Annotated in this window: 23 protein-coding genes and 1 tRNA gene; 7 read left to right on the forward strand and 17 right to left on the reverse strand. The window is 66.4% G+C overall.

Translation table 11 applies throughout. From position 1 onward, the window contains the following. Positions 1–20: 20 nt before the first annotated feature. The 14 genes from nuoF to ACAM58_RS17055 all read right to left on the reverse strand — a co-directional run bounded on the left by nuoF (position 21) and on the right by ACAM58_RS17055 (position 12,731). Entirely contained in the window at positions 21–1,361 is a 1,341-nt protein-coding gene (gene nuoF / locus ACAM58_RS16990) for an NADH-quinone oxidoreductase subunit NuoF (protein ID WP_369663138.1), read from the reverse strand. Beyond that, positions 1,361–1,909, reverse strand: a complete 549-nt coding sequence (nuoE, locus tag ACAM58_RS16995; RefSeq protein ID WP_012748603.1) for an NADH-quinone oxidoreductase subunit NuoE — start codon at positions 1,907–1,909, stop codon at positions 1,361–1,363. Before nuoE ends, nuoF begins: the two co-directional genes overlap by 1 nt. Positions 1,910–1,919: 10 nt before the next feature. Beyond that, complete coding sequence (locus ACAM58_RS17000; RefSeq protein ID WP_369663139.1) at positions 1,920–3,173, reverse strand: NADH-quinone oxidoreductase subunit D; 1,254 nt, start codon at positions 3,171–3,173, stop codon at positions 1,920–1,922. Between the two features lies 1 nt (position 3,174). Next, entirely contained in the window at positions 3,175–3,786 is a 612-nt protein-coding gene (locus ACAM58_RS17005) for an NADH-quinone oxidoreductase subunit C (RefSeq protein ID WP_012748605.1), read from the reverse strand. 13 nt (positions 3,787–3,799) lie between these two features. After that, entirely contained in the window at positions 3,800–4,279 is a 480-nt protein-coding gene (locus ACAM58_RS17010) for an NADH-quinone oxidoreductase subunit B family protein (RefSeq protein WP_012748606.1), read from the reverse strand. 15 nt (positions 4,280–4,294) lie between these two features. Continuing rightward, a complete protein-coding gene (locus tag ACAM58_RS17015; protein ID WP_012748607.1) occupies positions 4,295–4,654 on the reverse strand; it encodes an NADH-quinone oxidoreductase subunit A in 360 nt (119 codons plus the stop codon). 68 nt (positions 4,655–4,722) lie between these two features. Next, positions 4,723–4,807 (reverse strand) — tRNA-Leu (locus ACAM58_RS17020). Between the two features lie 117 nt (positions 4,808–4,924). Continuing rightward, complete coding sequence (gene secG, locus ACAM58_RS17025; RefSeq protein ID WP_012748608.1) at positions 4,925–5,338, reverse strand: preprotein translocase subunit SecG; 414 nt, start codon at positions 5,336–5,338, stop codon at positions 4,925–4,927. A 39-nt stretch (positions 5,339–5,377) separates the two neighbouring features. Then, complete coding sequence (gene tpiA / locus ACAM58_RS17030; protein WP_369663140.1) at positions 5,378–6,142, reverse strand: triose-phosphate isomerase; 765 nt, start codon at positions 6,140–6,142, stop codon at positions 5,378–5,380. 14 nt (positions 6,143–6,156) lie between these two features. Next, entirely contained in the window at positions 6,157–7,155 is a 999-nt protein-coding gene (locus ACAM58_RS17035; RefSeq protein WP_012748610.1) for an NAD(P)H-quinone oxidoreductase, read from the reverse strand. A gap of 93 nt (positions 7,156–7,248) precedes the next feature. Continuing rightward, complete coding sequence (gene pnp / locus ACAM58_RS17040) at positions 7,249–9,567, reverse strand: polyribonucleotide nucleotidyltransferase (RefSeq protein ID WP_012748611.1); 2,319 nt, start codon at positions 9,565–9,567, stop codon at positions 7,249–7,251. A gap of 216 nt (positions 9,568–9,783) precedes the next feature. Further along, positions 9,784–10,050: a 30S ribosomal protein S15 gene (gene rpsO, locus ACAM58_RS17045; RefSeq protein ID WP_007837783.1), complete on the reverse strand. Its 267-nt coding sequence runs from the start codon at positions 10,048–10,050 to the stop codon at positions 9,784–9,786. Positions 10,051–10,281: 231 nt separating this feature from the next. Continuing rightward, complete coding sequence (locus ACAM58_RS17050; RefSeq protein ID WP_012748612.1) at positions 10,282–11,439, reverse strand: pyridoxal phosphate-dependent aminotransferase; 1,158 nt, start codon at positions 11,437–11,439, stop codon at positions 10,282–10,284. 11 nt (positions 11,440–11,450) lie between these two features. Next, entirely contained in the window at positions 11,451–12,731 is a 1,281-nt protein-coding gene (locus ACAM58_RS17055) for a branched-chain amino acid ABC transporter substrate-binding protein (RefSeq protein ID WP_012748613.1), read from the reverse strand. Positions 12,732–12,853: 122 nt separating this feature from the next. Here ACAM58_RS17055 and ACAM58_RS17060 point away from each other — a divergent pair, with 122 nt between their 5' ends. Together ACAM58_RS17060 and ACAM58_RS17065 are read left to right on the forward strand one after the other, a co-directional pair. Then, positions 12,854–13,225: an Hsp20/alpha crystallin family protein gene (locus ACAM58_RS17060; RefSeq protein WP_012748614.1), complete on the forward strand. Its 372-nt coding sequence runs from the start codon at positions 12,854–12,856 to the stop codon at positions 13,223–13,225. A gap of 191 nt (positions 13,226–13,416) precedes the next feature. Continuing rightward, positions 13,417–14,172, forward strand: coding sequence for an alpha/beta hydrolase-fold protein (locus tag ACAM58_RS17065; RefSeq protein WP_018905845.1), 756 nt, complete (start codon positions 13,417–13,419; stop codon positions 14,170–14,172). On the opposite strand, the gene tsaD is transcribed toward ACAM58_RS17065, so the two are convergent. Further along, positions 14,111–15,169 carry a tRNA (adenosine(37)-N6)-threonylcarbamoyltransferase complex transferase subunit TsaD gene (gene tsaD / locus ACAM58_RS17070; protein WP_369663141.1) on the reverse strand — a complete coding sequence of 353 codons (1,059 nt, stop codon included), beginning with the start codon at positions 15,167–15,169 and terminating at the stop codon, positions 14,111–14,113. The genes ACAM58_RS17065 and tsaD overlap by 62 nt on opposite strands. A 77-nt stretch (positions 15,170–15,246) precedes the next feature. Here tsaD and ACAM58_RS17075 point away from each other — a divergent pair, with 77 nt between their 5' ends. Next, the gene (locus tag ACAM58_RS17075; RefSeq protein ID WP_012748617.1) at positions 15,247–16,527 is read left to right on the forward strand and encodes a nitrate regulatory protein; all 1,281 of its coding nucleotides are present in this window, start codon (positions 15,247–15,249) and stop codon (positions 16,525–16,527) included. Here ACAM58_RS17075 and ACAM58_RS17080 read toward each other — a convergent pair. Then, a complete protein-coding gene (locus ACAM58_RS17080; protein ID WP_150106792.1) occupies positions 16,494–16,859 on the reverse strand; it encodes a hypothetical protein in 366 nt (121 codons plus the stop codon). The genes ACAM58_RS17075 and ACAM58_RS17080 overlap by 34 nt on opposite strands. A gap of 14 nt (positions 16,860–16,873) precedes the next feature. Here ACAM58_RS17080 and ACAM58_RS17085 point away from each other — a divergent pair, with 14 nt between their 5' ends. Genes ACAM58_RS17085 through ACAM58_RS17095 form a run of 3 tightly spaced genes read left to right on the forward strand, consistent with a single transcriptional unit; the run spans position 16,874 to position 19,867 of the window. Further along, complete coding sequence (locus ACAM58_RS17085; protein WP_012748618.1) at positions 16,874–18,118, forward strand: CmpA/NrtA family ABC transporter substrate-binding protein; 1,245 nt, start codon at positions 16,874–16,876, stop codon at positions 18,116–18,118. A 13-nt stretch (positions 18,119–18,131) separates the two neighbouring features. Beyond that, the gene (gene ntrB / locus ACAM58_RS17090) at positions 18,132–19,061 is read left to right on the forward strand and encodes a nitrate ABC transporter permease (protein ID WP_012748619.1); all 930 of its coding nucleotides are present in this window, start codon (positions 18,132–18,134) and stop codon (positions 19,059–19,061) included. Beyond that, complete coding sequence (locus ACAM58_RS17095; protein ID WP_012748620.1) at positions 19,058–19,867, forward strand: ABC transporter ATP-binding protein; 810 nt, start codon at positions 19,058–19,060, stop codon at positions 19,865–19,867. The genes ntrB and ACAM58_RS17095 overlap by 4 nt, the downstream gene beginning before the upstream one ends. 25 nt (positions 19,868–19,892) lie before the next feature. Here ACAM58_RS17095 and ACAM58_RS17100 read toward each other — a convergent pair whose 3' ends face one another. Beyond that, positions 19,893–21,194 carry an ANTAR domain-containing protein gene (locus ACAM58_RS17100; RefSeq protein WP_012748621.1) on the reverse strand — a complete coding sequence of 434 codons (1,302 nt, stop codon included), beginning with the start codon at positions 21,192–21,194 and terminating at the stop codon, positions 19,893–19,895. 257 nt (positions 21,195–21,451) lie between these two features. Here ACAM58_RS17100 and ACAM58_RS17105 point away from each other — a divergent pair, with 257 nt between their 5' ends. Continuing rightward, positions 21,452–22,717: a nitrate/nitrite transporter gene (locus tag ACAM58_RS17105; protein ID WP_012748622.1), complete on the forward strand. Its 1,266-nt coding sequence runs from the start codon at positions 21,452–21,454 to the stop codon at positions 22,715–22,717. The last annotated feature ends 4 nt before the right edge of the window (positions 22,718–22,721 follow it).

Raw genomic sequence — 22,721 nt, forward strand, 5'->3', positions numbered from 1 at the left:
GAGTATGTTTCTTCTCGCGCTCAGGCTTGGACCGGCGCCTTCGGGACGTAGCCCGGGATCAGGGCCTCGAACTCGTGACGGAAGTGCTTGATCATGGCGCGCACCGGCATGGCCGCCGCGTCGCCGAGCGCGCAGATGGTGCGGCCCTGGATGTTGTCTGCCACGGAGTTCAAGAGGTCCATGTCCGACGCCCTGCCCTGCCCGTTGTGGATGCGGTCCACCACGCGGTACAGCCAGCCCGTGCCTTCGCGGCACGGCGTGCACTGGCCGCAGGATTCGTGCATGTAGAAGTACGAGAGGCGCCGCAGCGACTCGACCATCGAGCGGCTGTCGTCCATCACGATCACCGCGCCCGAGCCCAGCATGGAGCCGGCCTTGGCGATGGAGTCGTAGTCCATCGTGCATTCCATCATGATCGAAGCCGGCAGCACCGGCGACGACGATCCGCCGGGGATCACGGCCTTGAGCGTGCGGCCCTTGCGCACGCCGCCGCACAGTTCGAGCAGCTTGGAGAACGGCGTGCCCATGGGCACCTCGTAGTTGCCCGGCAGCTCGACGTCGCCGCTCACCGAGTAGATCTTGGTGCCGCCGTTGTTCGGCTTGCCGCATTCGAGGTAGGCCTGGCCGCCGTTGTTGATGATCCAGGGCACCGCCGCGAAGGTCTCGGTGTTGTTGATGGTGGTCGGCTTGCCGTAGAGGCCGAAGCTCGCCGGGAACGGCGGCTTGAAGCGCGGCTGGCCCTTCTTGCCTTCGAGCGATTCGAGCAGCGCGGTTTCCTCACCGCAGATGTAGGCACCGAAGCCGTGGGCCGCGTGCAACTGGAAGTTGTACGTGCTGCCCATGATCTTGTCGCCGAGATAGCCGGCGGCGCGCGCTTCTTCGAGGGCTTCCTCGAAGCGGTCGTAGCTCTGGAAGATCTCGCCGTGGATGTAGTTGTAGCCCACGCTGATGCCCATCGCATACGCGGCGATGGCCATGCCTTCGATCACGATGTGCGGGTTGAACTGCAGGATGTCGCGGTCCTTGCAGGTACCCGGCTCGCCTTCGTCGGAGTTGCAGACGAGGTACTTCTGGCCCGGGAACTGGCGGGGCATGAAGCTCCACTTCAGGCCCGTGGGGAAGCCCGCGCCGCCGCGGCCGCGCAGGCCCGAGGCCTTGACTTCGGCGATCACCTGGTCGGGCGTGAGGCCCTCGGTGAGGATCTTGCGCAGCGCCTTGTAGCCACCGCGCGCCTCGTAGTCGGCCAGGCGCCAGTTGGTGCCGTTCAGGCCGGCATAGATCTGCGGCTCGATGTGGCGGTCATGGAAACAGGTCTGGACGCCCGTGGCCTGGAATTGCTGGAGCACTTGTTCGGGCGACATCAGGCGGCCTCCCCTTTGGTGGAAGCACGCAGCCCGTCGATGAGCTGGTCGAGCTTCTCGTTGCTCATGAAGCTGCACATGGTGCGGTCGTTGACCAGCATCACGGGCGAATCGGCGCAGGCGCCCAGGCATTCGCTCTGCTGCAGCGTGAACATGCCGTCGGCCGTGGTCTCGCCCATCTTGATGCCGAGCTTCTTCTCGAGGTGGACCAGCGCAGTGACGCCGTCGCGCAGCTGGCACGGCAGGTTGGTGCAAACGTTGAGCTTGAACTTGCCCACCGGATGCTGGTTGTACATGTTGTAGAAGGTCGTGACCTCGTGCACGGCGATCGGCGCCATGCCGAGGTACTCGGCGATCTCGCGCTCGCGCTGCATGCTGATGAAGCCTTCGTCCTGCTGCACGATGGCCAGGCAAGCCATCACGGCCGACTGCTTGCCGGCTTCGGGGTACTTGGCGACCTCGCGCGCAAAGCGCTCGAGAATCGCGGGCTTCAGAGGAGCGGAAGGCGCCGAGGGCGCCGTGTCATGGTGGGTCGAGGAAGTCGTCATTCGCTCTTTCTCACCTGTCGATTTCGCCGAACACGATGTCCATCGTGCCGATCACCGCGACAGCGTCGGCGATCATGTGGCCGCGCGACATTTCGTCGAGGGCGGCGAGGTGCGGGAAGCCGGGCGCGCGGATCTTCAGGCGGTACGGCTTGTTGGCGCCGTCGCTCACCAGGTAGATGCCGAACTCGCCCTTCGGGTGCTCGACGGCGGCATAGGCTTCGCCTTCGGGCACATGGAAGCCTTCGGTGAAGAGCTTGAAATGGTGGATCAGCTCCTCCATGTTCGCCTTCATCGATTCGCGCGCGGGCGCGGCGACCTTGTGGTTGTCGGTGATCACCGGGCCGGGGTTGGCGCGCAGCCAGGCCGAGCACTGCTGGATGATCCTGTTGGCCTGGCGCATTTCTTCCACGCGCACGAGATAGCGGTCGTAGCAGTCGCCGGTCTTGCCGACCGGCACGTCGAACTGCATCTGGTCGTAGACGTCGTAGGGCTGCTTCTTGCGCAGGTCCCATTCGACGCCCGAGCCGCGCAGCATGGGGCCGGTGAAGCCGAGGTTCAGCGCGCGCTCCGGCGTCACGACGCCGATGCCCACGGTGCGCTGCTTCCAGATGCGGTTGTCGGTGAGCAGCGTTTCGTACTCGTCGACCATTCCGGGGAAGCGCTTGCAGAAGTCGTCGATGAAGTCGAGCAGCGAGCCCCGGCGGTTCTCGTTGAGCTTCTCGATCGCCTTCGCGTTCTTGATCTTGCTGACCTTGTACTGCGGCATCGCATCGGGCAGGTCGCGGTAGACGCCGCCCGGGCGGAAGTACGCCGCATGCATGCGCGCGCCCGACACGGCTTCGTACATGTCGAACAGGTCTTCACGCTCGCGGAAGCAGTAGATGAGCATGTTCATCGCGCCGCAATCCAGGCCGTGTGCGCCGAGCCACAGGAGGTGGTTCAGCAGCCGGGTGATCTCGGCGAACATCACGCGGATGTACTGCGCGCGGATCGGCACGTCCAGGCCCATCATCCGCTCGATGGCGAGGCAGTAGGCGTGCTCGTTGCTCATCATCGACACGTAGTCGAGACGGTCCATGTACGGCAGCGACTGGATGAAGGTGCGCGATTCGGCGAGCTTTTCGGTTGCGCGGTGCAGGAGGCCGATGTGCGGATCGGCGCGCTGGATCACTTCGCCGTCGAGCTCGAGCACCAGGCGCAGCACGCCGTGGGCGGCCGGATGCTGGGGACCGAAGTTGAGTGTGTAGTTCTTGATTTCGGCCATATCAGTGCAAACCGCTGCCGTAGTTGTCTTCGCGGATCACGCGCGGCGTGATTTCGCGGGGCTCGATCGATACCGGCTGGTAGACCACGCGCTTCTGCTCTTCGTCGTAGCGCATCTCGACGTGGCCCGACACCGGAAAGTCCTTGCGGAACGGATGGCCGATGAAGCCGTAGTCGGTCAGGATGCGGCGCAGGTCGTCGTGGCCTTCGAACACGATGCCGTAGAGGTCGAAGGCTTCGCGCTCGAACCAGGTGGCAGCGTTCCACACGGGCTGGAGCGAGTCGACCACGGGCAGGTCTTCGTTCGGCGCAAACACCTTGAGGCGCACGCGCTGGTTGAGGCTCACCGACAGCAGGTGCGTGACGACGCCATAGCGCTCGCCCTGCCACTCGCCTTCGCGGTAGTCGGAGTAGTCCATGCCGCAGAGGTCGATCAGCTGCTCGAAGCGGCAGCCGGGCGCATCGCGCAGCAGCATGGCCGCCTCGATATAGGCGTCGGCAGCAACCACTACGGTTACCTCGCCCAGTGCGAGCGTCACGCTCTTGGCGCGAGCGCCAAGCGTCTCGGCAATGGTGGCGCGCAGCACCTCCGGCGAAATTGCAAAATCAGTCATCGTCGGCAATCCCTCAGGCGCGCGCAATGGTGTTGGTGCGGCGAATCTTCTGCTGCAGCTGGATCACGCCGTAGAGCAGCGCTTCGGCGGTGGGCGGGCAACCCGGCACGTAGACATCCACCGGCACGATGCGGTCGCAGCCGCGCACCACCGAATAGCTGTAGTGGTAGTAACCGCCGCCGTTGGCGCACGAGCCCATGGAAAGAACCCAGCGCGGCTCGGGCATCTGGTCGTAGACCTTGCGCAGTGCCGGCGCCATCTTGTTGCACAGCGTGCCGGCCACGATCATCAGATCGGACTGGCGCGGGCTGGGCCGGAACAGCATGCCGAAACGGTCGATGTCGTAGCGGGCTGCGCCTGCGTGCATCATTTCGACGGCACAGCAGGCCAGACCGAAAGTCATCGGCCAAAGTGATCCGGTCTTCGCCCAGTTCACCACCGAGTCGTAGGTGGTGGTGACGAAGCCTTCCTTCATGACGCCTTCAATGGCCATTTTGTCGATTCCTTGTCATTCCCAGTCGAGCGCGCCTTTTTTCCACTCGTAGGCAAAGCCCACGACGAGGATGGCGAGAAAGATCATCATGGCCCAGAAGCCGACGGCGCCGATTTCCTTGAGCGCAATGGCCCATGGAAAGAGAAAGGCAATCTCGAGATCGAACAGGATGAAGAGAATGGCGACGAGGTAATAGCGCACGTCGAATTTCATGCGCGCATCCTCGAAGGCCTCGAAGCCGCACTCGTAGGGAGCGTTCTTCGCCGCGTCGGGCCGGTTGGGACCCAGGATGTAGCCGATGACTTGCGGTGCGACACCTACACCGACACCGACCAAAATGAACAAGAGGACGGGGAGATAGGAATCGAGGTTCATCGGGAGATTTTTCACCGCTTGCCACCGGCAGGAAAACACTCTGGATGAGGTTTTCTGCCGGTGAGATTTGGTGCGGTCGGCGAGACTCGAACTCGCACAGCTTTCGCCACTACCCCCTCAAGATAGCGTGTCTACCAATTTCACCACGACCGCGGTTTTTTGTTCGGATGGCATGAGGTACCTGGAAAGGTGTTTGGCTTTCCGAACAGCTTTAGAGTTTACCCTGAAATGAAGCAGTTTCTCACTGACAGCTTCATGAAAACAACTTGATTATTTGTTCGGGATCTGGCCCGCGCCCGAAACGGGTGCGGCAGGCGCCGAAGCAGGTGCACCGGCAGGCGCCGCGCCCGAGGTGCCGCCCGGAATCTGCCCTGCCGCGCCCGAAGCGGGCGTTGCCGGCGTACCGACGGCCGCGCGCTCCAGCAGGCTGCCGCCGCCCGCAGGCCGTGCGTGGCTGAAGTAGGCCAGCAGCAAGGTGCATGCAAAGAATACCGCCGCCAGCACTGCCGTGGTGCGCGAAAGGAAATTCGCACTGCCGCTCGCACCGAACAGGCTGCCCGCGCTGCCGCTGCCGAAGGCCGCACCCATGTCGGCGCCCTTGCCGTGCTGGATCAGGATCAGCCCGATCATTGCAAGGGCCGACAGCATCTGCACGCCGACCAGTAGATTGAGGACCACATTCATTCGTTCTTACTCCTAATTGATATCGGCCACTGCCCGCGTTCAGCGGGAAGCGGCGGAAATGATCTGCAAAAAGTCGGGGGCCTTGAGCGACGCGCCGCCGATCAGGCCGCCGTCGATGTCGGGCTGCGCCAGGAGCTGCGCGGCGTTGGCCGCGTTCATGCTGCCGCCATAAAGAATGCAGATGCCGGCGGCGTGCTCGCTCGCGGCATGGTGCAGCTGTGCGCGCAGCACGGCATGCACCGCCTGCGCCTGTTCCGGCGAGGCCGTCTTGCCGGTGCCGATGGCCCAGACCGGCTCGTAGGCCACGACGATCTCGCTGATGCAATGGCCATTGACGTGGATCACCGCGGCCAGCTGGCGCTTGACGACTTCTTCGGTGCGCCCTGCTTCGCGTTCGGCCAGCGTCTCGCCCACGCAGACGATCGGCGTGATGCCGTTCGCGAGCGCAGCCGCCGCCTTGGCCGCCACCGCCTCATCGGTCTCGCCATGGTATTGGCGGCGCTCCGAATGGCCGACGATGGCATAGCGCACGCCGAAATCCTTCAGCATGGTGGCCGAATGCTCGCCCGTGAACGCACCCTGCGGATGCGCCGAGATGTCCTGTGCCCCCAGCGCCATGGCCGAGGAGCCCGCCAGCAGCGATTGCAGCTGCGCGAAATACGGGGCCGGCGCGCAAAGCGCGATGCCGCAGTTGGCCGGCGCCGCGGCCAGGCCCTGCTGCAGGGCCTTCACCAGCGCCTCGTTGGCAGCCAGGCTGCCGTTCATCTTCCAGTTGCCCGCGATCAGCTTCTTTTTCGTGGTCATCGTGTTGTTGTCCGTCACCATGTCAGCACGATCTTGCCGATGTGCTGGTTGGATTCCATCAGCGCATGCGCCTGCGCTGCCCCGCTGGGTTCGCCATCGGCCGCAAAGGTGCTGTGGATCACCGGCTTGACCGCGCCGCTTTCGAGCAGCGGCCAGACCTTCTCGCGCAGCGCCTTGGCAATGGCCCCCTTGAAGGCCACCGGCCGCGGACGCAGTGTGGAGCCGGTAATCACCAGCCGCTTGCGCAGCACCAGGCCCGCATTGAAGTCGCTCTTGACGCCGCCCTGCACCGCGATGATCACGAGCCGGCCGTCTTCGGCCATGCATTCGATCTCGCGTGCCACGTAGTCGCCCGCGACCATGTCCAGGACCACGTCCACGCCCTTGCCGCCGGTGAGCTTCTTCGCTTCTTCGGCGAAGTCGCTCGTGCGGTAGTTGATGGCGTGGTCGGCGCCCAGCTTTTTGCAGGCCTCGCACTTGTCGTCGCTGCCGGCCGTGGCGATCACGGTGGCACCCAGCGCCTTGGCGATCTGGATGGCCGTCACGCCGATGCCGCTGGTTCCGCCCTGGATCAGCAGGGTCTCGCCCTTTTGCAGGCGGCCGCGCTCGAACACGTTGCTCCAGACGGTGAAGAAGGTCTCGGGCAGCGAGGCGGCCTCGATGTCGCTCCAGCCCTTGGGCACCGGCAGGCATTGCGCCACGGGCGCCACGCACAGCTGGGCATAGCCTCCGCCCGCGATCAGCGCGCAGACGCGGTCGCCGACCTTGAACCCCGCCTCGGCCAGGGCCGCGGCGTCGCCCGACACGATCTCGCCGGCCACTTCGAGGCCCGGCAGGTCGGAGGCGCCCGGCGGAACCGGGTAGTGCCCCTTGCGCTGCAGCACGTCCGGACGGTTCACGCCGCTGGCCGCGACGCGGATCAGCAGTTCGCCCACGCCGGCCACCGGATCGGGGCGCTCCACGGCGCGCAGCACCTCGGGGGCGCCGTACGAAGTGATTTCAATGGCTTTCATGGTCTTTGGCCTGCAACGCCCGTTTCCGGGCGTAGTTAGCGAATACTGGAAAGCGGGACGGCAGCGGCATGTCTGCCGCCGCGCCCTGCCTTCTTACTCTTGCGAATCGCGCGGTGCGTACGGCTGCTCGCCGACGGGTGCCGGCTGCTGCTCGTTGCTGCGCGGCTGCTGTTGCTGCTCGCTGTTGAAACGCGGAGCGCGTTCGCCGCGATCGCCACCACGGTCGCCGCGGTCCGAACGCTCGCGGCGCTCGCCGCCACGGTCACCGCGGTCGCCACGGTCTTCGCGCGGCGGACGCTCGCTGTATTCCATACCGGCCGGACGCTCGGTCAGGGCCTTCATGGACAGCTTGACGCGGCCCTTTTCGTCGGTCTCGAGCACCTTGACCTTGACGATCTGGCCTTCGCTCAGGTAGTCGGTCACCTTCTCGACGCGCTCGTGCGCGATCTGGCTGATGTGCAGCAGGCCGTCCTTGCCGGGCAGCAGGTTGATGAGCGCGCCGAAGTCCAGGATCTTGGTGACCGGGCCTTCGTAGACCTTGCCGATTTCGACTTCGGCCGTGATCTGCTCGATGCGCTTCTTGGCGAACTCGGCCTTTTCAGGGTCGGTCGAGGCGATGGTGATGGTGCCGTCTTCGTCGATGTTGATCGTCGTGCCGGTTTCTTCCTGCAGGCCGCGGATGACCGCGCCACCCTTGCCGATCACGTCGCGGATCTTCTCGGGGTTGATCTTCAGCGTGGTCAGGCGCGGTGCGAACTGCGACACCTCGGTCTTGGCCTCGCCCATGGCTTCCTGCATCTTGCCGAGGATGTGCATGCGCGCTTCCTTGGCCTGGGCCAGTGCGACCTGCATGATTTCCTTGGTGATGCCCTGGATCTTGATGTCCATCTGCAGTGCGGTGATGCCGTTGGTCGTGCCGGCCACCTTGAAGTCCATGTCGCCCAGGTGATCTTCGTCGCCCAGGATGTCGGTCAGCACCGCAAAGCGGTTGTCTTCCTTGATGAGGCCCATGGCGATGCCGGCCACGTGGGCCTTCATCGGCACGCCGGCGTCCATCATCGAGAGGCAGCCGCCGCACACCGAGGCCATCGACGAGGAGCCGTTGGATTCGGTGATTTCAGACACCACGCGGATGGTATAGGGGAACTCTTCCTTGGTCGGCAGCACGGCGACGAGCGCGCGCTTGGCCAGGCGGCCGTGGCCGATTTCGCGGCGCTTGGTCGAGCCCATGCGGCCCACTTCGCCGGTGGCAAAGGGAGGCATGTTGTAGTGGAACAGGAAGCGGTCTTCGTACTCGCCGGCCAGCGCGTCGATGCGCTGCGCGTCGCGTTCGGTGCCGAGCGTGGTGACGACCAGGCCCTGCGTCTCGCCGCGCGTGAACAGCGCCGAGCCGTGGGTGCGCGGCAGCACGGAATTGCGGATCTCGATGGGACGCACGGTGCGCGTGTCGCGGCCATCGATGCGCGGTTCGCCCGACAGGATCTGGCTGCGGACGATCTTCGATTCGATAGCGAACAGCAGGTCGTTGACCTTGCCGGCGTCGAAGGGCTCGCCGCTTTCCTTCAGCGTGTTCATCACGCTGGCATTGGCTTCGCGCAGGGCTTGCGTGCGGGCTTGCTTGCTGCGGATCTGGTAGACGGCGCGCAGCTTTTCCTCGGCCAGGCTCTTGACCTTGGCGACGAAGGCTTCGTCTTCGGCCGGCGCTTGCCAGTCCCACACCGGCTTGCCGGCGTCGCGCACGAGTTCATGGATCGCGTTGATCGCGATGTTGGCCTGCTCATGGCCGAACACCACGCCGCCCAGCATGATTTCTTCGCTGAGTTGCTGTGCTTCGGACTCGACCATCAGCACGGCGGCTTCGGTGCCGGCCACGACGAGGTCCATCTGCGAATCCTTGCGGGCGGTCTGGCCCGGATTCAGCACGTACTGGCCGTTGATGTAGCCCACGCGGGCAGCACCGATCGGGCCGCTGAACGGAATGCCGGAGATCGACAGCGCGGCGCTCACGCCGATCATGGCGGCGATGTCGGCGTCGACTTCGGGGTTGAGCGACAGCGTGTGGATGACCACATGCACTTCGTTCAGGAAGCCCTCGGGGAACAGCGGGCGGATCGGGCGGTCGATCAGGCGGCTGGTCAGGGTTTCGTGTTCGCTGGGCTTGGCTTCGCGCTTGAAGAAGCTGCCGGGGATCTTGCCCGCGGCGTAGGTCTTCTCGATGTAGTCGACGGTCAGCGGGAAGAAGTCCTGGCCCGGCTTGGCGGTCTTGGAGGCGACCACGGTCGCGAGGATCACGGTGCCGTCGATGTCGACCACCACGGCGCCGCTGGCCTGGCGGGCGATTTCACCGGTTTCCATGACGACGGTCTTGTCGCCCCATTGGAAGGACTTGGTGACTTTGTTGAAGAGGCTCATGTTTTGCTCCTGTTTTGAGAGCGGATGACCTGCATTGGGCGCAGGTTCCGCAGGGACGGAGGCTTCTCAGAACACGATGCCATTCCAGCGAAGCTCGGCGGGAACTTCATTGGAATGACACAGCTTCGCTCTGTTTTGGCACTCCGAAAGTGGATCGCGAAGTAAAAAACGCCTGAGCTAGCGGACTAACCCAGGCGTTTTTTCATGCGATTCGATTTACTTGCGCAGACCCAGCTTGGCGATCAGCGCGGTGTAGCGGTCGGCATCCTTGGACTTGAGGTAGTCCAGGAGCTTGCGGCGGCGGCTCACCATGCGCAGCAGGCCGCGACGGCCGTGGTGGTCCTTGGCGTGCGTCTTGAAGTGGGGGGTGAGCTCGTTGATACGGGCGGTCAGCAGTGCGACTTGCACTTCGGGGCTGCCGGTGTCGTTGGCGGCGCGGGCGTTGTCCTTGACGACTTCGGCCTTGATGGAGGCTGCGATCATTGAATTTCCTTTGTTCCGGGATGTTTGACTTGCGGTAGGCGCTGGAACTGCCCCTGCCGTGCGCCTTGCGGCATGCAAAGCCATTCATTATAGCTCGCCCCCAGGCTCCGCGCACTTCGTGTCGCTCCTCCCTCCCCCTATCGGGGGCGATGCCTGCGGCCCGGCGGAGCCGGTTCCGCGGCATCTCTGGAACGGGCGGCTCGCCTGCGGCCTCGCCCCCCTGGTGCCCTTCTACTGTTTGGATAGCCAGGTTTTGAGGCGCTCCACACCTTGGACCAGCCGCTGCGGGTCCTTGGAGGCGAAGCACCAGCGCAGCCAGCCCTGGGCTTCGGGGGCGAAGGCATTGCCGGGGGCCAGGCCGAGGCCGGCTTCGACGACCAGGCGCTTGGCGAGGTCGAGGGAGTCGCCGAAGCCTTCGAGGCGGAAGAAGGCGTACATGCCGCCCTTGGCGGGGGCTACCTGCACGCCGGGCAGCGCGGCCAGCAGGGGCACCAGGGTGTCGCGGCACTGCTTCAGGTGGGCCACCACGCGGGGTGTGATCTCCGCGGTGTGCTCGATGGCGGCAACGGCGGCGCGCTGGGTGAAGACGCTGGCGCAGGAGGTGTTGAACTCGATCAGCTTGCCGATGCCGTCGACCAGCGCGGGCGGAAGCACGAGCCAGCCGAGGCGCCAGCCGGTCATGAGGAAGCTCTTGGAGAAGCTGTGCGTCACCACCAGCCGGTCGTCGGGCCTGGAAATGTCGAGGAAGCTCGGCGCGCAGCTGTTCGGGGTGGGCTCGAAATACAGCCGCTCGTACACCTCGTCGGCCAGGATCCAGGTGCCGGTCTCGCGGCAGTGGTCGAGCACGGCCTGCTGCTCTTCGCGCGTCATGGTCCAGCCGGTGGGGTTGTTGGGCGCGTTGACGATCAGCAGCCTGGTCTTTGGCGTGACGGCCTTGCGCAGCGCGGCCAGGTCGAGCGTCCATTGGCCGTCGGCGGGCACCAGCGGCACCGTGCGCACCTGGGCGCCGAGGATCGCGGGCTGCGCCGTGAGGTTGGGCCACACGGGCGTGACCGCGACCACTTCGTCGCCCGCATCGACCAGCGCCTGGACCGCGAGCATCAGCGCGCTGACGCCGCCGGACGTGACCGCGATGCGCGACGCATCGACCGCGGGATGCAGCGCGCTGGTGTAGCGCGCGATGGCCTCGCGCAATTCGGGCAGGCCGAGGTTGTGCGCATAGAAGGTCTCGCCGCGCTGCAGCGAGTCGATGGCGGCCTGGCGGATCACCTCGGGCGTGACCTCGTCGCTTTCGCCGAACCAGAAGGCGAGCACGTCGTCGCGGCCGAGGCCGGCGTTGGCAACCTCGCGGATCTTGGAGGCTTCGAGGTTGTGGATGGCTTCACGCATGTCTTTGTTTCCTAGAGTCGTTTCATCTTGCAGGTCGTCGGCAGCTCGGCGCGTTCGGGGGCGATGGTCTTGACCACGCGAAAGCCGTAGCCCGACCCCTCGACATCGAACTGCACGCCCGGGCTGCCCTGCTTGTCCATCACGCCGACCACCAGCTGCTGCTGGAACTGATGGTCCGCCGCGCGCATGCGGCCGCGCTGTCCGTAGAGGCTCACGTCGGCCTGCTCGAGCGCGCGCGCCACGGCCACCGCGTCGACGCTGCCCGCGCGTGCGATCGCTTGCGCGAGCGACTCGATGAGCAATTGCATGCGCATGTGCACATAGTCGTCGGCCGGCTTGGGAAAGCGCGTGCGGAAGGCGCGGTAGAAGGCCTCGGACTGCGCGCTCTGCACGTTGGGCAGCCAGTCGGCCACCGCGATCACGCGGCCGATGCCGGCGTCTCCGATGGCCGCCGGCGCGCCGAGTGCGTTGCCGTAGAAGGTATAGAAGCTGCCGTTGAAGCCGGCCTCGCGCGCGGCCTTCACGAGCAGCGTGAGGTCGTTGCCCCAGTTGCCGGTGAACACGGCCTGGGCGCCGCTCGCGATGATCTTGCTGGCGTAGGGCGCGAAGTCCTTCACCTTGCCCATCGGATGGAGCTCTTCCCCGACGATCTCGATGTCGGGCCGCTGCAGGCCGAGCTGGCGCTTCGATTCGCGCAGCACTGCCTGGCCGAAGCTGTAGTCCTGCCCGATCAGGTAGGCGCGCTTGATGGCCGCATCGTCCTTCACCACTTGCATCAGTGCAGCCACGCGCATGTCGGCGTGCGCGTCGAAACGGAAGTGCCAGAAGCTGCAGCGCTCGTTGGTCAGCACCGGATCGACCGCCGCGTAGTTGAGGAAGATCACGCGCCGCGCGGGGTCGCGCTCGTTGTTCTTCTCGATGGCATCGACCAGTGCCGCGGCGGTGGCCGACGAATTGCCCTGCAGCACGATGCGCGCGCCGTCGTCGATGGCCGCGCGCAGCGCCGACAGCGCTTCTTCGTTCTGCCCCTTGCTGTCGTAGCGGTCGAGCTGCAGCGGCCGTGCGCCGCCGGGCAGCTTGATGCCGCCGCGCGCATTCACGCGCTCCACGGCCCACAGCAGGTTGCGGAACACGGCCTCGCCGGTGTTGGCGAACGGCCCGCTCATGCTTTCGATCAGCGCGAGGCGGATCGGCGCGGGCGCTGCCTGCGCCTGCGCTGCGAAGGGCGCCGCGCATAGCGCCAGCGCCGCAAATTTCAAGGCCTTGCGACGCCAAATAAAGGGAGGATTCATTGTCTTGAAACGAGTGCGGCTGGGCCTAGATGAGGTGTCAAGCGGCACTCAGGATTGAATGGCCGCGCAGTGTAAGGGACACACATTTCTTGTCCCCATTGTGTTCATTCAGGAGTTCTCACATGTTTTTCGCACCCACCCTTCGCACCGCCCGCTTTGCACCCCGTTCGTACGACCGCGCCTTCGAGCGCTTCGTCAACGAGGCCTTCGCCGGCACGCGCCCCTCGCCGCTCGTCGAGCAGGACGACAAGAGCTGGACGCTTTCCGTCGACGTGCCGGGCCTCTCGCGCGAAGACCTCGCCATCGGCATCGAAGGCGCCGTGGTCCGCATCGACAGCAAGGCAGAAGCCAAGCGCCAGTTCAAGGCAGCCTACGAATTGCCGCTGGACATCGACGTGTCCTCGAGCGAAGCCAAGCTCGAGAACGGCGTGCTCACGCTGAAGCTGGGCAAGCTGGTGCCGGTGAGCCAGGTTTCGCAGCTGCAGATCAACTGAGCCTCCAAAGCCCACAAGAGGAAAGTGTCGTTATCTATTGTTTTTGACTTTGAAGACGCTCCCTAATCACAATACGACAGCGAATAACGTCACATCATGTGACGTTTTCACATTTTCCTTTCTTCGTGGGCGTTTCGACAGACGCACCGAATCCATGACGGTGCGGATTCGGGTGCCCCTCAAGGCACGCCATGATCACGCACCTCAAGTCAGCCAAAGACGATGAACGGTCCGATACGCTCCTGGTCTTCCTTCCGGGCGCCTACCTGAAACCCGACGAGTTCGAGCGCGAGGGCTTCATCAGCGCCGTGCGCGAGCGCCACCTGGCGGCCGACTCGCTGCTGGTGGATGCCGATGTTTCCTACTACTACGACCAGACGCTCAGCGAGCGGCTGCATGCGGACGTCATCGAGCCGCAGCGCGCCAAGGGCTACAAGTCGATCTGGCTGGTCGGGATCTCCATTGGCGGCTTCGGCGCGCTGATCCATGAGCTGTCGCGGCCGGGTTCGGTCGACGGCATCGTCGCGCTGGCGCCCTACCTGGGGCGCCGCGTGCTGGGTGCCGAGATCCTCAAGGCCGGCGGCCTGCGCACCTGGCAGGCGCCGGCCGGCCCCCTGCCCGACGAGGAAGTCGACCGCAAGCTGTGGCCCTGGTTCCAGCAGTACCTGGAGCCGCAGAAATCCCAAAGCCTGCCCCAGCTCTACCTTGGCTTCGGCCTCAGCGACCGCTTTGCCAGCAACCACAAGCTGCTGGCGGACGCCCTGCCCGAAGGCCGCGTCTTCACCACCGAGGGCGGCCACGACTGGCCGCAATGGCGCCAGCTCTGGCGCAATGTGCTCGACGTGCTGCCGCTGCCATCGCTCGGCCGCTCGCGCGGGTCGTCGGCTACGCGTCCACCGGCGCCGCGGATGACGCCATCAGCGAAGCCATGGGCCATCGCGGCTTGACGTCGAAGGCATAGCGCTCGCTCGCCTCTGCCAAACCCGACTGCAGCCGCATGGCGGCCGCCATGGCAATCATCGCGCCGTTGTCGGTGCACAGGTGCAGTTCCGGATAGTGCACGCGCACGCCGCGCTTGGCGCAGGCGGCGTTCAACTGTTCCCGCAGGCTCCGGTTCGCGCCCACGCCGCCGGCCACGACCAGCCGCTTGAGGCCCGTCTGCCCGAGCGCAGCCAGCGATTTCTTCAGCAGCACCTCGACGATGGCCGCCTGCGTGGACGCGGCCAGGTCGGCCTTGTTCGCCTCGAGCTCGGCGCCGAGCTTCTTGGCCTGCGTCAGCACGGCCGTCTTCAGGCCGGCGAATGAAAAATCGAGGTCGCCGCTGTGCAGCAGCGGCCGCGGCAGCTTGAACGCCGCAGGGTTGCCCGCCTCCGCCAGCTTGGCCAGCCAGGGGCCGCCCGGATAGGGCAGGCCCATGAGCTTGGCGCTCTTGTCGAAGGCCTCGCCGGCCGCATCGTCGATGGTTTCGCCCAGGAGCTCGTAGCGGCCCACGCCGTCGACCCGCATCAGCTGGGTATGGCCGCCCGACACGAGCAGCGCCACAAAGGGAAATTCCGGCGGATCGGCACTCAGGAACGGCGACAGCAGATGCCCTTCGAGGTGATGCACCCCGAGCACCGGCTTGCCGAGCGCCGCGCCCAGCGCGCAGGCCACGCCCGCGCCCACCAGCAAGGCCCCGGCCAGGCCGGGCCCGCGCGTGTAGGCGACCACGTCGATCTCGGCCAGCGAGCGGCCCGCCTCGGCCATCACGGCTTCGGTCAGCGGCAGCACGCGGCGGATGTGGTCGCGGCTGGCCAGCTCGGGCACCACGCCGCCATAGGCCTGGTGCATGGCGATCTGGCTGTGCAGCGCATGCGAGCGCAGCTGCGGCAGCGCGCTGCCATGCGTTTCCACCAGCGCCACGCCGGTTTCGTCGCAGGATGATTCGATTCCCAGGAGAAGCATGCCCGGGAGTGTAGGCGGCGAGGAATGCCCGTGCGGCACGGATGTTGCAGCAAGCTCTTTGCTTCCCCTCCCCCACCATGAAATCCGGACTGAGTTTTCTGATCGCCGCCAGAAAGTGCGAAATCGACGAGCTGGACCAGCTCGCGCGCACCAGCGAGCTGGTCGGCCTGATCGCGCGGCTGGTCCATGCGCTGCAGCGGGAGCGCGGCATGTCCAACCTGTTCCTCGCCTCGCGCGGCGGCCGCTTCGCCGAGCAGCGCGATCCGCAGATCGCCGAATGCCTGGCGCTCGAGCAGGAGGTGCGTGCCGGATTCGACCAGCTCGAGACCGAAGCGCACCCCGGCGCCACCGCCGGCAACAGCGCCCGCCTCTTCAGCCGCATTGCCTGGGTGCTTCCGGGGCTGGACGGCCTGCCCGCCCTGCGCCGGCGCATCGGCGCGCTCGAGCTGACGCCCGCGCAGGCCACCGCGGCCTTCGCCAAGCTGGTTGCCGGCCTGCTGGCGGTGGTGTTCGAGGCGGCCGACGGCGCCACCGATCCCGAGATCTCGCGCCTGCTGGTGGCGATGTTCAACTTCATGCAGGGCAAGGAATTTGCCGGCCAGGAGCGCGCCTTCGGCGCCGCCTCGCTGGCGCTGGGCCGCGGCGACGAGGCGCAGCGCCAGCAATGGCTGCACCTCATCGAACTGCAGGAGCGCTGCTTCCAGGTCTTCACCGACTTTTCGAGCAGCGGCGTGCTGGCGCTCTGGCACCAAAGCCAGTCCGAGGCCGTCATGGCCGAGATCGAGCGCCAGCGCCGCATGAGCGTGAGCTCGGCGCAGGCGGCTTCGGCGGCCGCGCCCGACCCCCGGCTGAGCCAGGCCTGGTTCGACTGGTGCACGCGCCGCATCGACGCCATGAAGACCGTCGAGGACCGGCTGGCCGCCGACCTGCGCGAGCTCTGCGCCCACAAGACCGCGCAGGCGCGCAGCGAGCTGCAGCGCTACCAGCAGGTGCTCGGCAACCTGGCGCCGGAGCCCGAGGGCGCGGTGTTCTTCGACGACGCCGACACCCGGGCCACCGAGCCCGCGCAGTACGGCCGCCACCTGGAGCGCTCGGTGCTCGACATGGTCCAGGAGCAGTCGCGCCGGCTGCAGGCCATGGGCGACGAGCTCGAAACCGTGCGCGCTTCCCTCAACGAGCGCAAGCTGGTCGAGCGCGCCAAGGGTCTGCTGATGGCGCACCGCCGCATGAGCGAGAACGAGGCGCACAAGATGCTGCTGCAGACGGCCATGAACCAGAAGCGCCGCCTGGTCGACGTGGCCGAGTCGATGCTCGCCATGGCCGACTACCTGCCGCTCGATGCAGCGCCCCGGCGCTGAGCGCCGCCCCAAAAAGCGTTCGGATTGGTGCAGCGCACAACAAGCGTGCATGCCTGCGGATTTCCGCCCGGCAGACCTTGCGCATGCGCCGGCAACCGCTCTCCTGCTGCCGATTCGATAGCAACCGGCAGCCGCAAAAGCTGGCACACAGCTTGCTGAAGTAGTACATGGACCTTCGGGTCCCAGGCAGGCGGCACCCAACGGCGGGTGTTGCCCACCGCGATCGGACAAAGGCGTCCCCCATCCCGCAAGGGCTCGTTTTCGAGCAGCCCCTGCGCGGTGCGGGACGCCTTTTTGTTTTTGTCTTCCTTTGTTTGTTTGTTGTTCTTCAACCGGAGCCCGCCACATGACCGACCCGCTGAAAACCCGCCTCAGCCGCCGCCGCGTACTGCAAGCCGCCGCCATCGGCGCCGTGGGAGTCAATCCCGCGCTGCGCGCCGCCGTCTGGGCCCAGGGCTCCGACAAGCCCGAGAAGGAAGAAGTGAAGATCGGCTTCATCCCGCTGACCGACTGCGCCAGCGTGGTGATGGCCTCGGTGCTGGGCATCGACAAGAAGTACGGCGTGAAGATCGTGCCCAGCAAGGAAGCCAGCTGGGCCGGCGTGCGCGACAAGCTCTCCAACGGCGACCTGGACATGGCGCACGTGCTCTACGGACTGGTCTACGGCATGCACCTGGGCCTGAGCGGCCCCAAGAAGGACATGGCCGTGCTCATGACCCTCAACAACAACGGCCAGGCGATCACGCTGTCGAAGAAGCTCGCGGACAAGGGCGCGGTGGATGCGGCCTCGCTCGCCAAGCTGATCGCGAGCGAAAAGCGCGAATACACCTTCGCACAGACCTTTCCCACGGGCACGCATGCGATGTGGCTCTACTACTGGCTTGCATCGGCCGGCATCGACCCGTTCAAGGACGTCAAGAACATCACGGTGCCGCCTCCGCAGATGGTGGCCAACATGCGCGTGGGCAACATGGACGGCTACTGCGTGGGCGAGCCCTGGGGCCAGCGCGCGATCATGGACGGCATCGGCGTGACGGCCATCACGACGCAGGACATCTGGAAGGACCACCCCGAGAAGGTGCTGGGCACCACGGGCGACTTCGTCAAGAAGTATCCCAACACCGCGCGCGCCGTCACCGCGGCCATCATCGAGGCCGGCAAGTGGATCGACACCGGCCTGCAGAACAAGAACAAGATGGCCGAGACCATCGCCGACAAGAGCTACGTCAACACCAGCGTGGATGCGATCAACCAGCGCATCCTCGGGCGCTACGTCAACGGCATGGGCAAGAGCTGGGACGACCCCAACCACATGAAGTTCTACAACGGCGGCGCCGTGAGCTTTCCCTACCTGTCGGACGGCATGTGGTTCCTCACGCAGCACAAGCGCTGGGGCCTGCTCAAGGAGCATCCGGACTACCTGAAGGTGGCCACCGAGATCAACCGCATCGACATCTACAAGCAGGCCGCCGCCGCCACGCAGACCCCGGTGCCCAAGGACACGATGCGCAGCAGCAAGCTGTTCGACGGCACCGTGTGGGACGGCAAGGATCCGAAGAAGTACGCCGAGTCTTTCAAGCTGCATGCCTGAGGAGGAACACATCATGGTCAGCGCTGTATTTCATTCGCCGATGGACGCATCTCTCCCTCTCCCGCGTGCGGGAGAGGGTCGGGGTGAGGGTGTGCCCCGCGCCGAAGCACCCTCGCAGCCCGCCCCTGTCGCCAGGGAGCAAAAACCACGCACCCCCATCGACCTGCGCGCCTTCTGGATGCGCGTGCTGCCGCCGCTCGCGGGCTTCGGCCTGCTGGTGCTGATCTGGGAGCTGGTGGCCATGAAGAGCACCACCGGCTTTCCGTCGCCGCTCGCGACCTGGCAGCAGGCGCTCACGGTGTTCAGCGACCCGTTCTACAGCAAGGGGCCGAACGACCAGGGCGTGGGCTGGAACGTGCTCTCGTCGCTGCAGCGCGTGGCGCTGGGCTTCGGGCTGGCGGCCGCGGTCGGCATTCCGGCGGGCTTTGCGATCGGGCGCTTCGAGTTTCTTTCGCGCATGTTCAATCCGCTCATCAGCCTGCTGCGCCCGGTGTCGCCGCTCGCGTGGCTGCCGATCGGCCTCTTGGTGTTCAAGGGCGCCAACCCGGCGGCCATCTGGACCATCTTCATCTGCTCGATCTGGCCGATGGTGATCAACACCGCGGTCGGCGTGCAGCGCGTGCCGAGCGACTACATGAACGTGGCCAAGGTGCTGAACCTGTCGGAGTGGAAGATCTTCACGAAGATCCTGTTCCCGGCCGTGCTGCCCTACATGCTGACCGGCGTGCGGCTGGCCGTGGGCACCGCCTGGCTGGTGATCGTGGCGGCCGAGATGCTGACCGGGGGCGTGGGCATCGGCTTCTGGGTGTGGGACGAGTGGAACAACCTCAACGTCGCCAACATCATCATCGCGATCTTCGTGATCGGCATCGTCGGGCTGGTGCTGGAGTTCGCGCTCATCAAGCTCGCCACTGCATTCACGTTCGAAGAGGTGAAGTCATGAATGATGATTCCAAGTACATCGAGATCCACAACGTCGAGCAGCGCTTCAAGACGGCCAAGGGCAGCTTCCTTGCGCTGCAGGGCGTCAACCTGAACGTGGCCAAGGGCGAGTTCGTCACGCTGATCGGCCACTCGGGCTGCGGCAAGTCGACGCTGCTGAACCTCATCGCGGGCCTGACCACGCCGACGCAAGGCGTGCTGCTGTGCGCGAACAGGGAAATCAAGGGCCCCGGCCCCGAGCGCGCGGTGGTCTTTCAGAACCACTCGCTGCTGCCCTGGCTCACCTGCTTCGAGAACGTGTACCTGGCCGTCGAGCGCGTCTTTGCGGCCACCGAAGGCAAGGCGCAGCTGCGCGCGCGCACCGATGCGGCGCTTGCAATGGTCGGCCTCTCGGCGGCTGCGCAGAAGCGCCCGGGTGAAATCTCCGGCGGCATGAAGCAGCGCGTGGGCATTGCGCGCGCGCTGTCGATGGAACCCAAGGTGCTGCTGATGGACGAGCCCTTCGGCGCCCTCGACGCACTCACGCGCGCCAAGCTGCAGGACGAACTGCTCGCGATCGTGCAGAAGACGCAGAGCACCGTCGTGATGGTCACGCACGACGTCGACGAGGCGGTGCTGCTCTCCGACCGCATCGTGATGCTCACCAACGGCCCGGCCGCCACCATCGGCGAGGTGCTGAAGGTCGACATCGCGCGTCCGCGCAACCGCGTCGAGCTGGCCGAAGACCCGGCCTATGTTCATGCCCGCAAGGCCGTGATCGATTTCCTCTACACGCGCCAGGCGCACGTGGAGAAAGTCGCAGCCTGATCCCACGGGCGCGGCGCGACCGGAGTCAGGACATGATGACTTGCAGGCTGTGCTCGTACCAGGCGGTGAGGCGCTCGAAGGTGTCGACGAGCGCCTCGCTGGAACGCACCAGCGTCGCGCGGCCTTCGGGGCTGTCCAGCGCCTGCACGCCGCCGACCAGGCGCAGCCATTCGTCGCGCGCGGCCGCCAGCGCGGCGCGGATCTCGGGTGAGCTGAGGGGCGCGCGCTCCAGCTCCAGCAGCGCGGCCTCGAACTCGTTCATGGTCGGCAGCAGCCGCTCGCGCGACGCCTCGGCCGCAATGATCGATGCGAGCAATGCATCCTTCGCGAGGCGCTGCGCGCGCATGCGCTGGCGACCGCAGATGTTGACGATGCGCAGCGCGCGCCGCGCGCCCGAGGCCTCCAGCGCTTCGGTCATGGCCTCGGCCGCCGACAGCAAGGCCTCGCCGCGCGCATCGATCTCGGCCAGCCCCTGCTGCGCGGGACGCGCGGCCAGCGAGGTGGCGAGCGCGCTCCAGGCGGCCTGCACTTCGCCCAGCGCGAGCACGCCGGCCGCGCCCAGCTCGAGGGTGCCCAGATGATCGAGGTTCTGCTGCACCCGCTCGGTCGACTGCGTGCGCAGGACCCGCGCGCGCTGCACGTCGATGCCCGACAGCAGCTGCGCCGCCACGCGCACCAGCCGCTGCGAGAGCATGCGCAGCTGCCCGGCGCGGTTGATCGCATCGGCCCACTGCGCGGCCTCGATGACCGAGCGCGACACCTCGCCCAGCCGCAGGTTGGCATGCATCGCGGCACCGCGCAGCAGGCCGAAGGCTTCGTCTTCGCCGATGCCGCGCGCCGACATCAGCAGGCCCTTGGCGCGATCGACCCACTTGCGCTCGTCCATGCGCGTGCGCAGCGCGTCGAGCTCGGTGCGCAGCGCGGCCTCGCGCTGCCAGCGGGCCTGCGCGCGGGCGAGCAGTGCCGCGAGCGACACGGCGTCCAGCGCATCGATGGGCGCCCACGCATGCACGCCGAGCGCGGCCAGCGCCTCGTGCTGTTCTCCGCTCAGCGGCGCGCTGGCCAGGCTCAGCGCGCAAGGCGGCGCACCACCCCAGGCCCGCAATGCATCGACCAGCGCCGGCAGCTGATCCGCCGGCTCCGGCAGATGAACCAGGGCCTGTTGCGGTGCAAGCGCACTCGCCTGCTGCACCAGCGTGTGGCAGGTGGCCCTTCCGAGCACGGTGGCATTCGCCCCCTCGAGCGCCAGCCGCAACGGCTCCGGCAGCTCCGGCAACGGCGCGGAGCCGGCGAATTCATTGGGCAGGACGGCGAGAAGGGAAATCATGGCGAGGTGATGCAGAGCAGCGCAAGCATAGGCCAGGCCCGCGCGCTTTCGCAGGCACGCCTCTTGCGTGGAACAGGGTGCGGTGTAACGAAGCACCGCTTTGGTGAGGCTGCAGGCTCCTGCATCCGTCCTGGCACTGCACGTGCCGGGAAGCACCCCCACGCCGGCAGCGTCCGCCGCCGGCATCCCGCCCCAACCCCGTCCGTCGACACGGCTTCTGCAAGGCCGCGCCGCGGCATTTCGCACGATTGAACGCCATGTCCAGCTTCAAGACCTTTCTGCATTCCGGCCACGGGCCGACGCTGTTTGCGTCCTTCCTGTACTTCTCGTTCTCGTGCTGCATCTGGGTGCTCAACGGTGCGATGGCGCCCTTCATCGGCGAGAGCTTCGACCTCTCGCCCGCGCAGAAGGGGCTGATGCTGTCGGTGCCCATCATCGCGGGCGCGCTGATGCGCTTTCCGCTCGGCATCCTGTCGCAGTACATCGGCCGCAAGAACGCGACGCTGGTCGAGATGGGCCTGATCGCGGTGGCGATGCTGTTCGGTTTCTTCTTCGTGAAGAGCTTCAACGACCTGCTCGCCATGGGCGTGCTGCTGGGCATTGCGGGCGCGAGCTTCGGCGTGGCGCTGTCGCTGGGCTCGGGCTGGTTCCCGCCGCAGCACAAGGGCCTGGCAATGGGCCTGGTGGGCGCCGGCAACGTGGGCACGGCGGTGTCGGTGCTGGTGGCGCCGCCGCTCGCGCAGTGGCTCGGCTGGCAGGCGGTGTACGGCGTGGCGGCCGGCGCAATCCTCGTGCCGATGATCGTGATGATCGTGTTCGCCAAGGAGCCGCCCGACGTCGACAGCCATGCGAGCTTCCGCGCGCACATCGCCTGCCTGTTCGAGAAGGACGGCTGGGTGTTCAGCCTGATCTACGGCGTGACCTTCGGCGGCTTCATCGGGCTCACCACCTTCCTGCCTTCCTACTACTACGACCAGTTCGGCGTGAGCAAGGTGCAGGCCGGCCAGCTCACGATGCTGGCCGCCTTCATGGGCGCGGCGGTTCGCATCGTGGGCGGCTGGATCTCCGACCGCTGGGGCGGCGTCAACACGCTGACCGTGGTGCTGCTGGTGGTGGCCGTCGGGCTGGTGCTGGTGGGCATCTCGTCGGGCTCGCTCGCGCTCACCACCCTGCTGCTGATCCTGTGCTTTGCCGCGCTGGGCGCAGGCAACGGCGCGCTGTTCCAGTTGGTGCCGCTGCGCTGGCCCACGAGCACCGCGGTGGCCGGCTCGATGATCGGCGAGATCGGCGCGCTGGGCGGCGGGCTGGTGCCCAACGCCATGGGCCTGTCGAAGCAGTACCTGGGCAGCTACGTCTGGGGCTTTGTGTTCTTCGGTGCGCTGTCGCTGGTGATGCTGGGCGTCATGCGCGTGATGCAGATCCGCTGGACGCGCACCTGGGCAGAGAAAGGTGGCCGCGCGCGCACCTCGCCCCACGCTGCCGACGCCAAGTACGTGCCTCCAAGGAAGACGGCGCGGCCATGACCTC

Source organism: Variovorax sp. V116, from assembly GCF_041154435.1.
GTDB lineage: Bacteria > Pseudomonadota > Gammaproteobacteria > Burkholderiales > Burkholderiaceae_C > Variovorax > Variovorax paradoxus.

Excerpts from the sequence above, each read along its gene's own strand:
- tpiA (WP_369663140.1), bottom strand. The coding sequence starts at position 6,142 with ATGACCACGAAAAAGAAGCTGATCGCGGGCAACTGGAAGATGAACGGC.
- ACAM58_RS17100 (WP_012748621.1), bottom strand. The coding sequence starts at position 21,194 with ATGATTTCCCTTCTCGCCGTCCTGCCCAATGAATTCGCCGGCTCCGCG.
- ACAM58_RS17095 (WP_012748620.1), top strand. The coding sequence starts at position 19,058 with ATGAATGATGATTCCAAGTACATCGAGATCCACAACGTCGAGCAGCGC.
- tsaD (WP_369663141.1), bottom strand. The coding sequence starts at position 15,169 with ATGCTTCTCCTGGGAATCGAATCATCCTGCGACGAAACCGGCGTGGCG.
- ACAM58_RS17015 (WP_012748607.1), bottom strand. The coding sequence starts at position 4,654 with ATGAACCTCGATTCCTATCTCCCCGTCCTCTTGTTCATTTTGGTCGGT.
- ACAM58_RS17000 (WP_369663139.1), bottom strand. The coding sequence starts at position 3,173 with ATGGCCGAAATCAAGAACTACACACTCAACTTCGGTCCCCAGCATCCG.
- ACAM58_RS17075 (WP_012748617.1), top strand. The coding sequence starts at position 15,247 with ATGAAATCCGGACTGAGTTTTCTGATCGCCGCCAGAAAGTGCGAAATC.
- ACAM58_RS17010 (WP_012748606.1), bottom strand. The coding sequence starts at position 4,279 with ATGGCCATTGAAGGCGTCATGAAGGAAGGCTTCGTCACCACCACCTAC.
- ACAM58_RS17060 (WP_012748614.1), top strand. The coding sequence starts at position 12,854 with ATGTTTTTCGCACCCACCCTTCGCACCGCCCGCTTTGCACCCCGTTCG.
- pnp (WP_012748611.1), bottom strand. The coding sequence starts at position 9,567 with ATGAGCCTCTTCAACAAAGTCACCAAGTCCTTCCAATGGGGCGACAAG.
- ACAM58_RS17065 (WP_018905845.1), top strand. The coding sequence starts at position 13,417 with ATGATCACGCACCTCAAGTCAGCCAAAGACGATGAACGGTCCGATACG.
- ACAM58_RS17055 (WP_012748613.1), bottom strand. The coding sequence starts at position 12,731 with ATGAATCCTCCCTTTATTTGGCGTCGCAAGGCCTTGAAATTTGCGGCG.
- ACAM58_RS17085 (WP_012748618.1), top strand. The coding sequence starts at position 16,874 with ATGACCGACCCGCTGAAAACCCGCCTCAGCCGCCGCCGCGTACTGCAA.
- ACAM58_RS17105 (WP_012748622.1), top strand. The coding sequence starts at position 21,452 with ATGTCCAGCTTCAAGACCTTTCTGCATTCCGGCCACGGGCCGACGCTG.
- rpsO (WP_007837783.1), bottom strand. The coding sequence starts at position 10,050 with ATGATCGCAGCCTCCATCAAGGCCGAAGTCGTCAAGGACAACGCCCGC.
- ntrB (WP_012748619.1), top strand. The coding sequence starts at position 18,132 with ATGGTCAGCGCTGTATTTCATTCGCCGATGGACGCATCTCTCCCTCTC.
- ACAM58_RS17005 (WP_012748605.1), bottom strand. The coding sequence starts at position 3,786 with ATGACTGATTTTGCAATTTCGCCGGAGGTGCTGCGCGCCACCATTGCC.
- secG (WP_012748608.1), bottom strand. The coding sequence starts at position 5,338 with ATGAATGTGGTCCTCAATCTACTGGTCGGCGTGCAGATGCTGTCGGCC.
- nuoE (WP_012748603.1), bottom strand. The coding sequence starts at position 1,909 with ATGACGACTTCCTCGACCCACCATGACACGGCGCCCTCGGCGCCTTCC.
- nuoF (WP_369663138.1), bottom strand. The coding sequence starts at position 1,361 with ATGTCGCCCGAACAAGTGCTCCAGCAATTCCAGGCCACGGGCGTCCAG.
- ACAM58_RS17050 (WP_012748612.1), bottom strand. The coding sequence starts at position 11,439 with ATGCGTGAAGCCATCCACAACCTCGAAGCCTCCAAGATCCGCGAGGTT.
- ACAM58_RS17035 (WP_012748610.1), bottom strand. The coding sequence starts at position 7,155 with ATGAAAGCCATTGAAATCACTTCGTACGGCGCCCCCGAGGTGCTGCGC.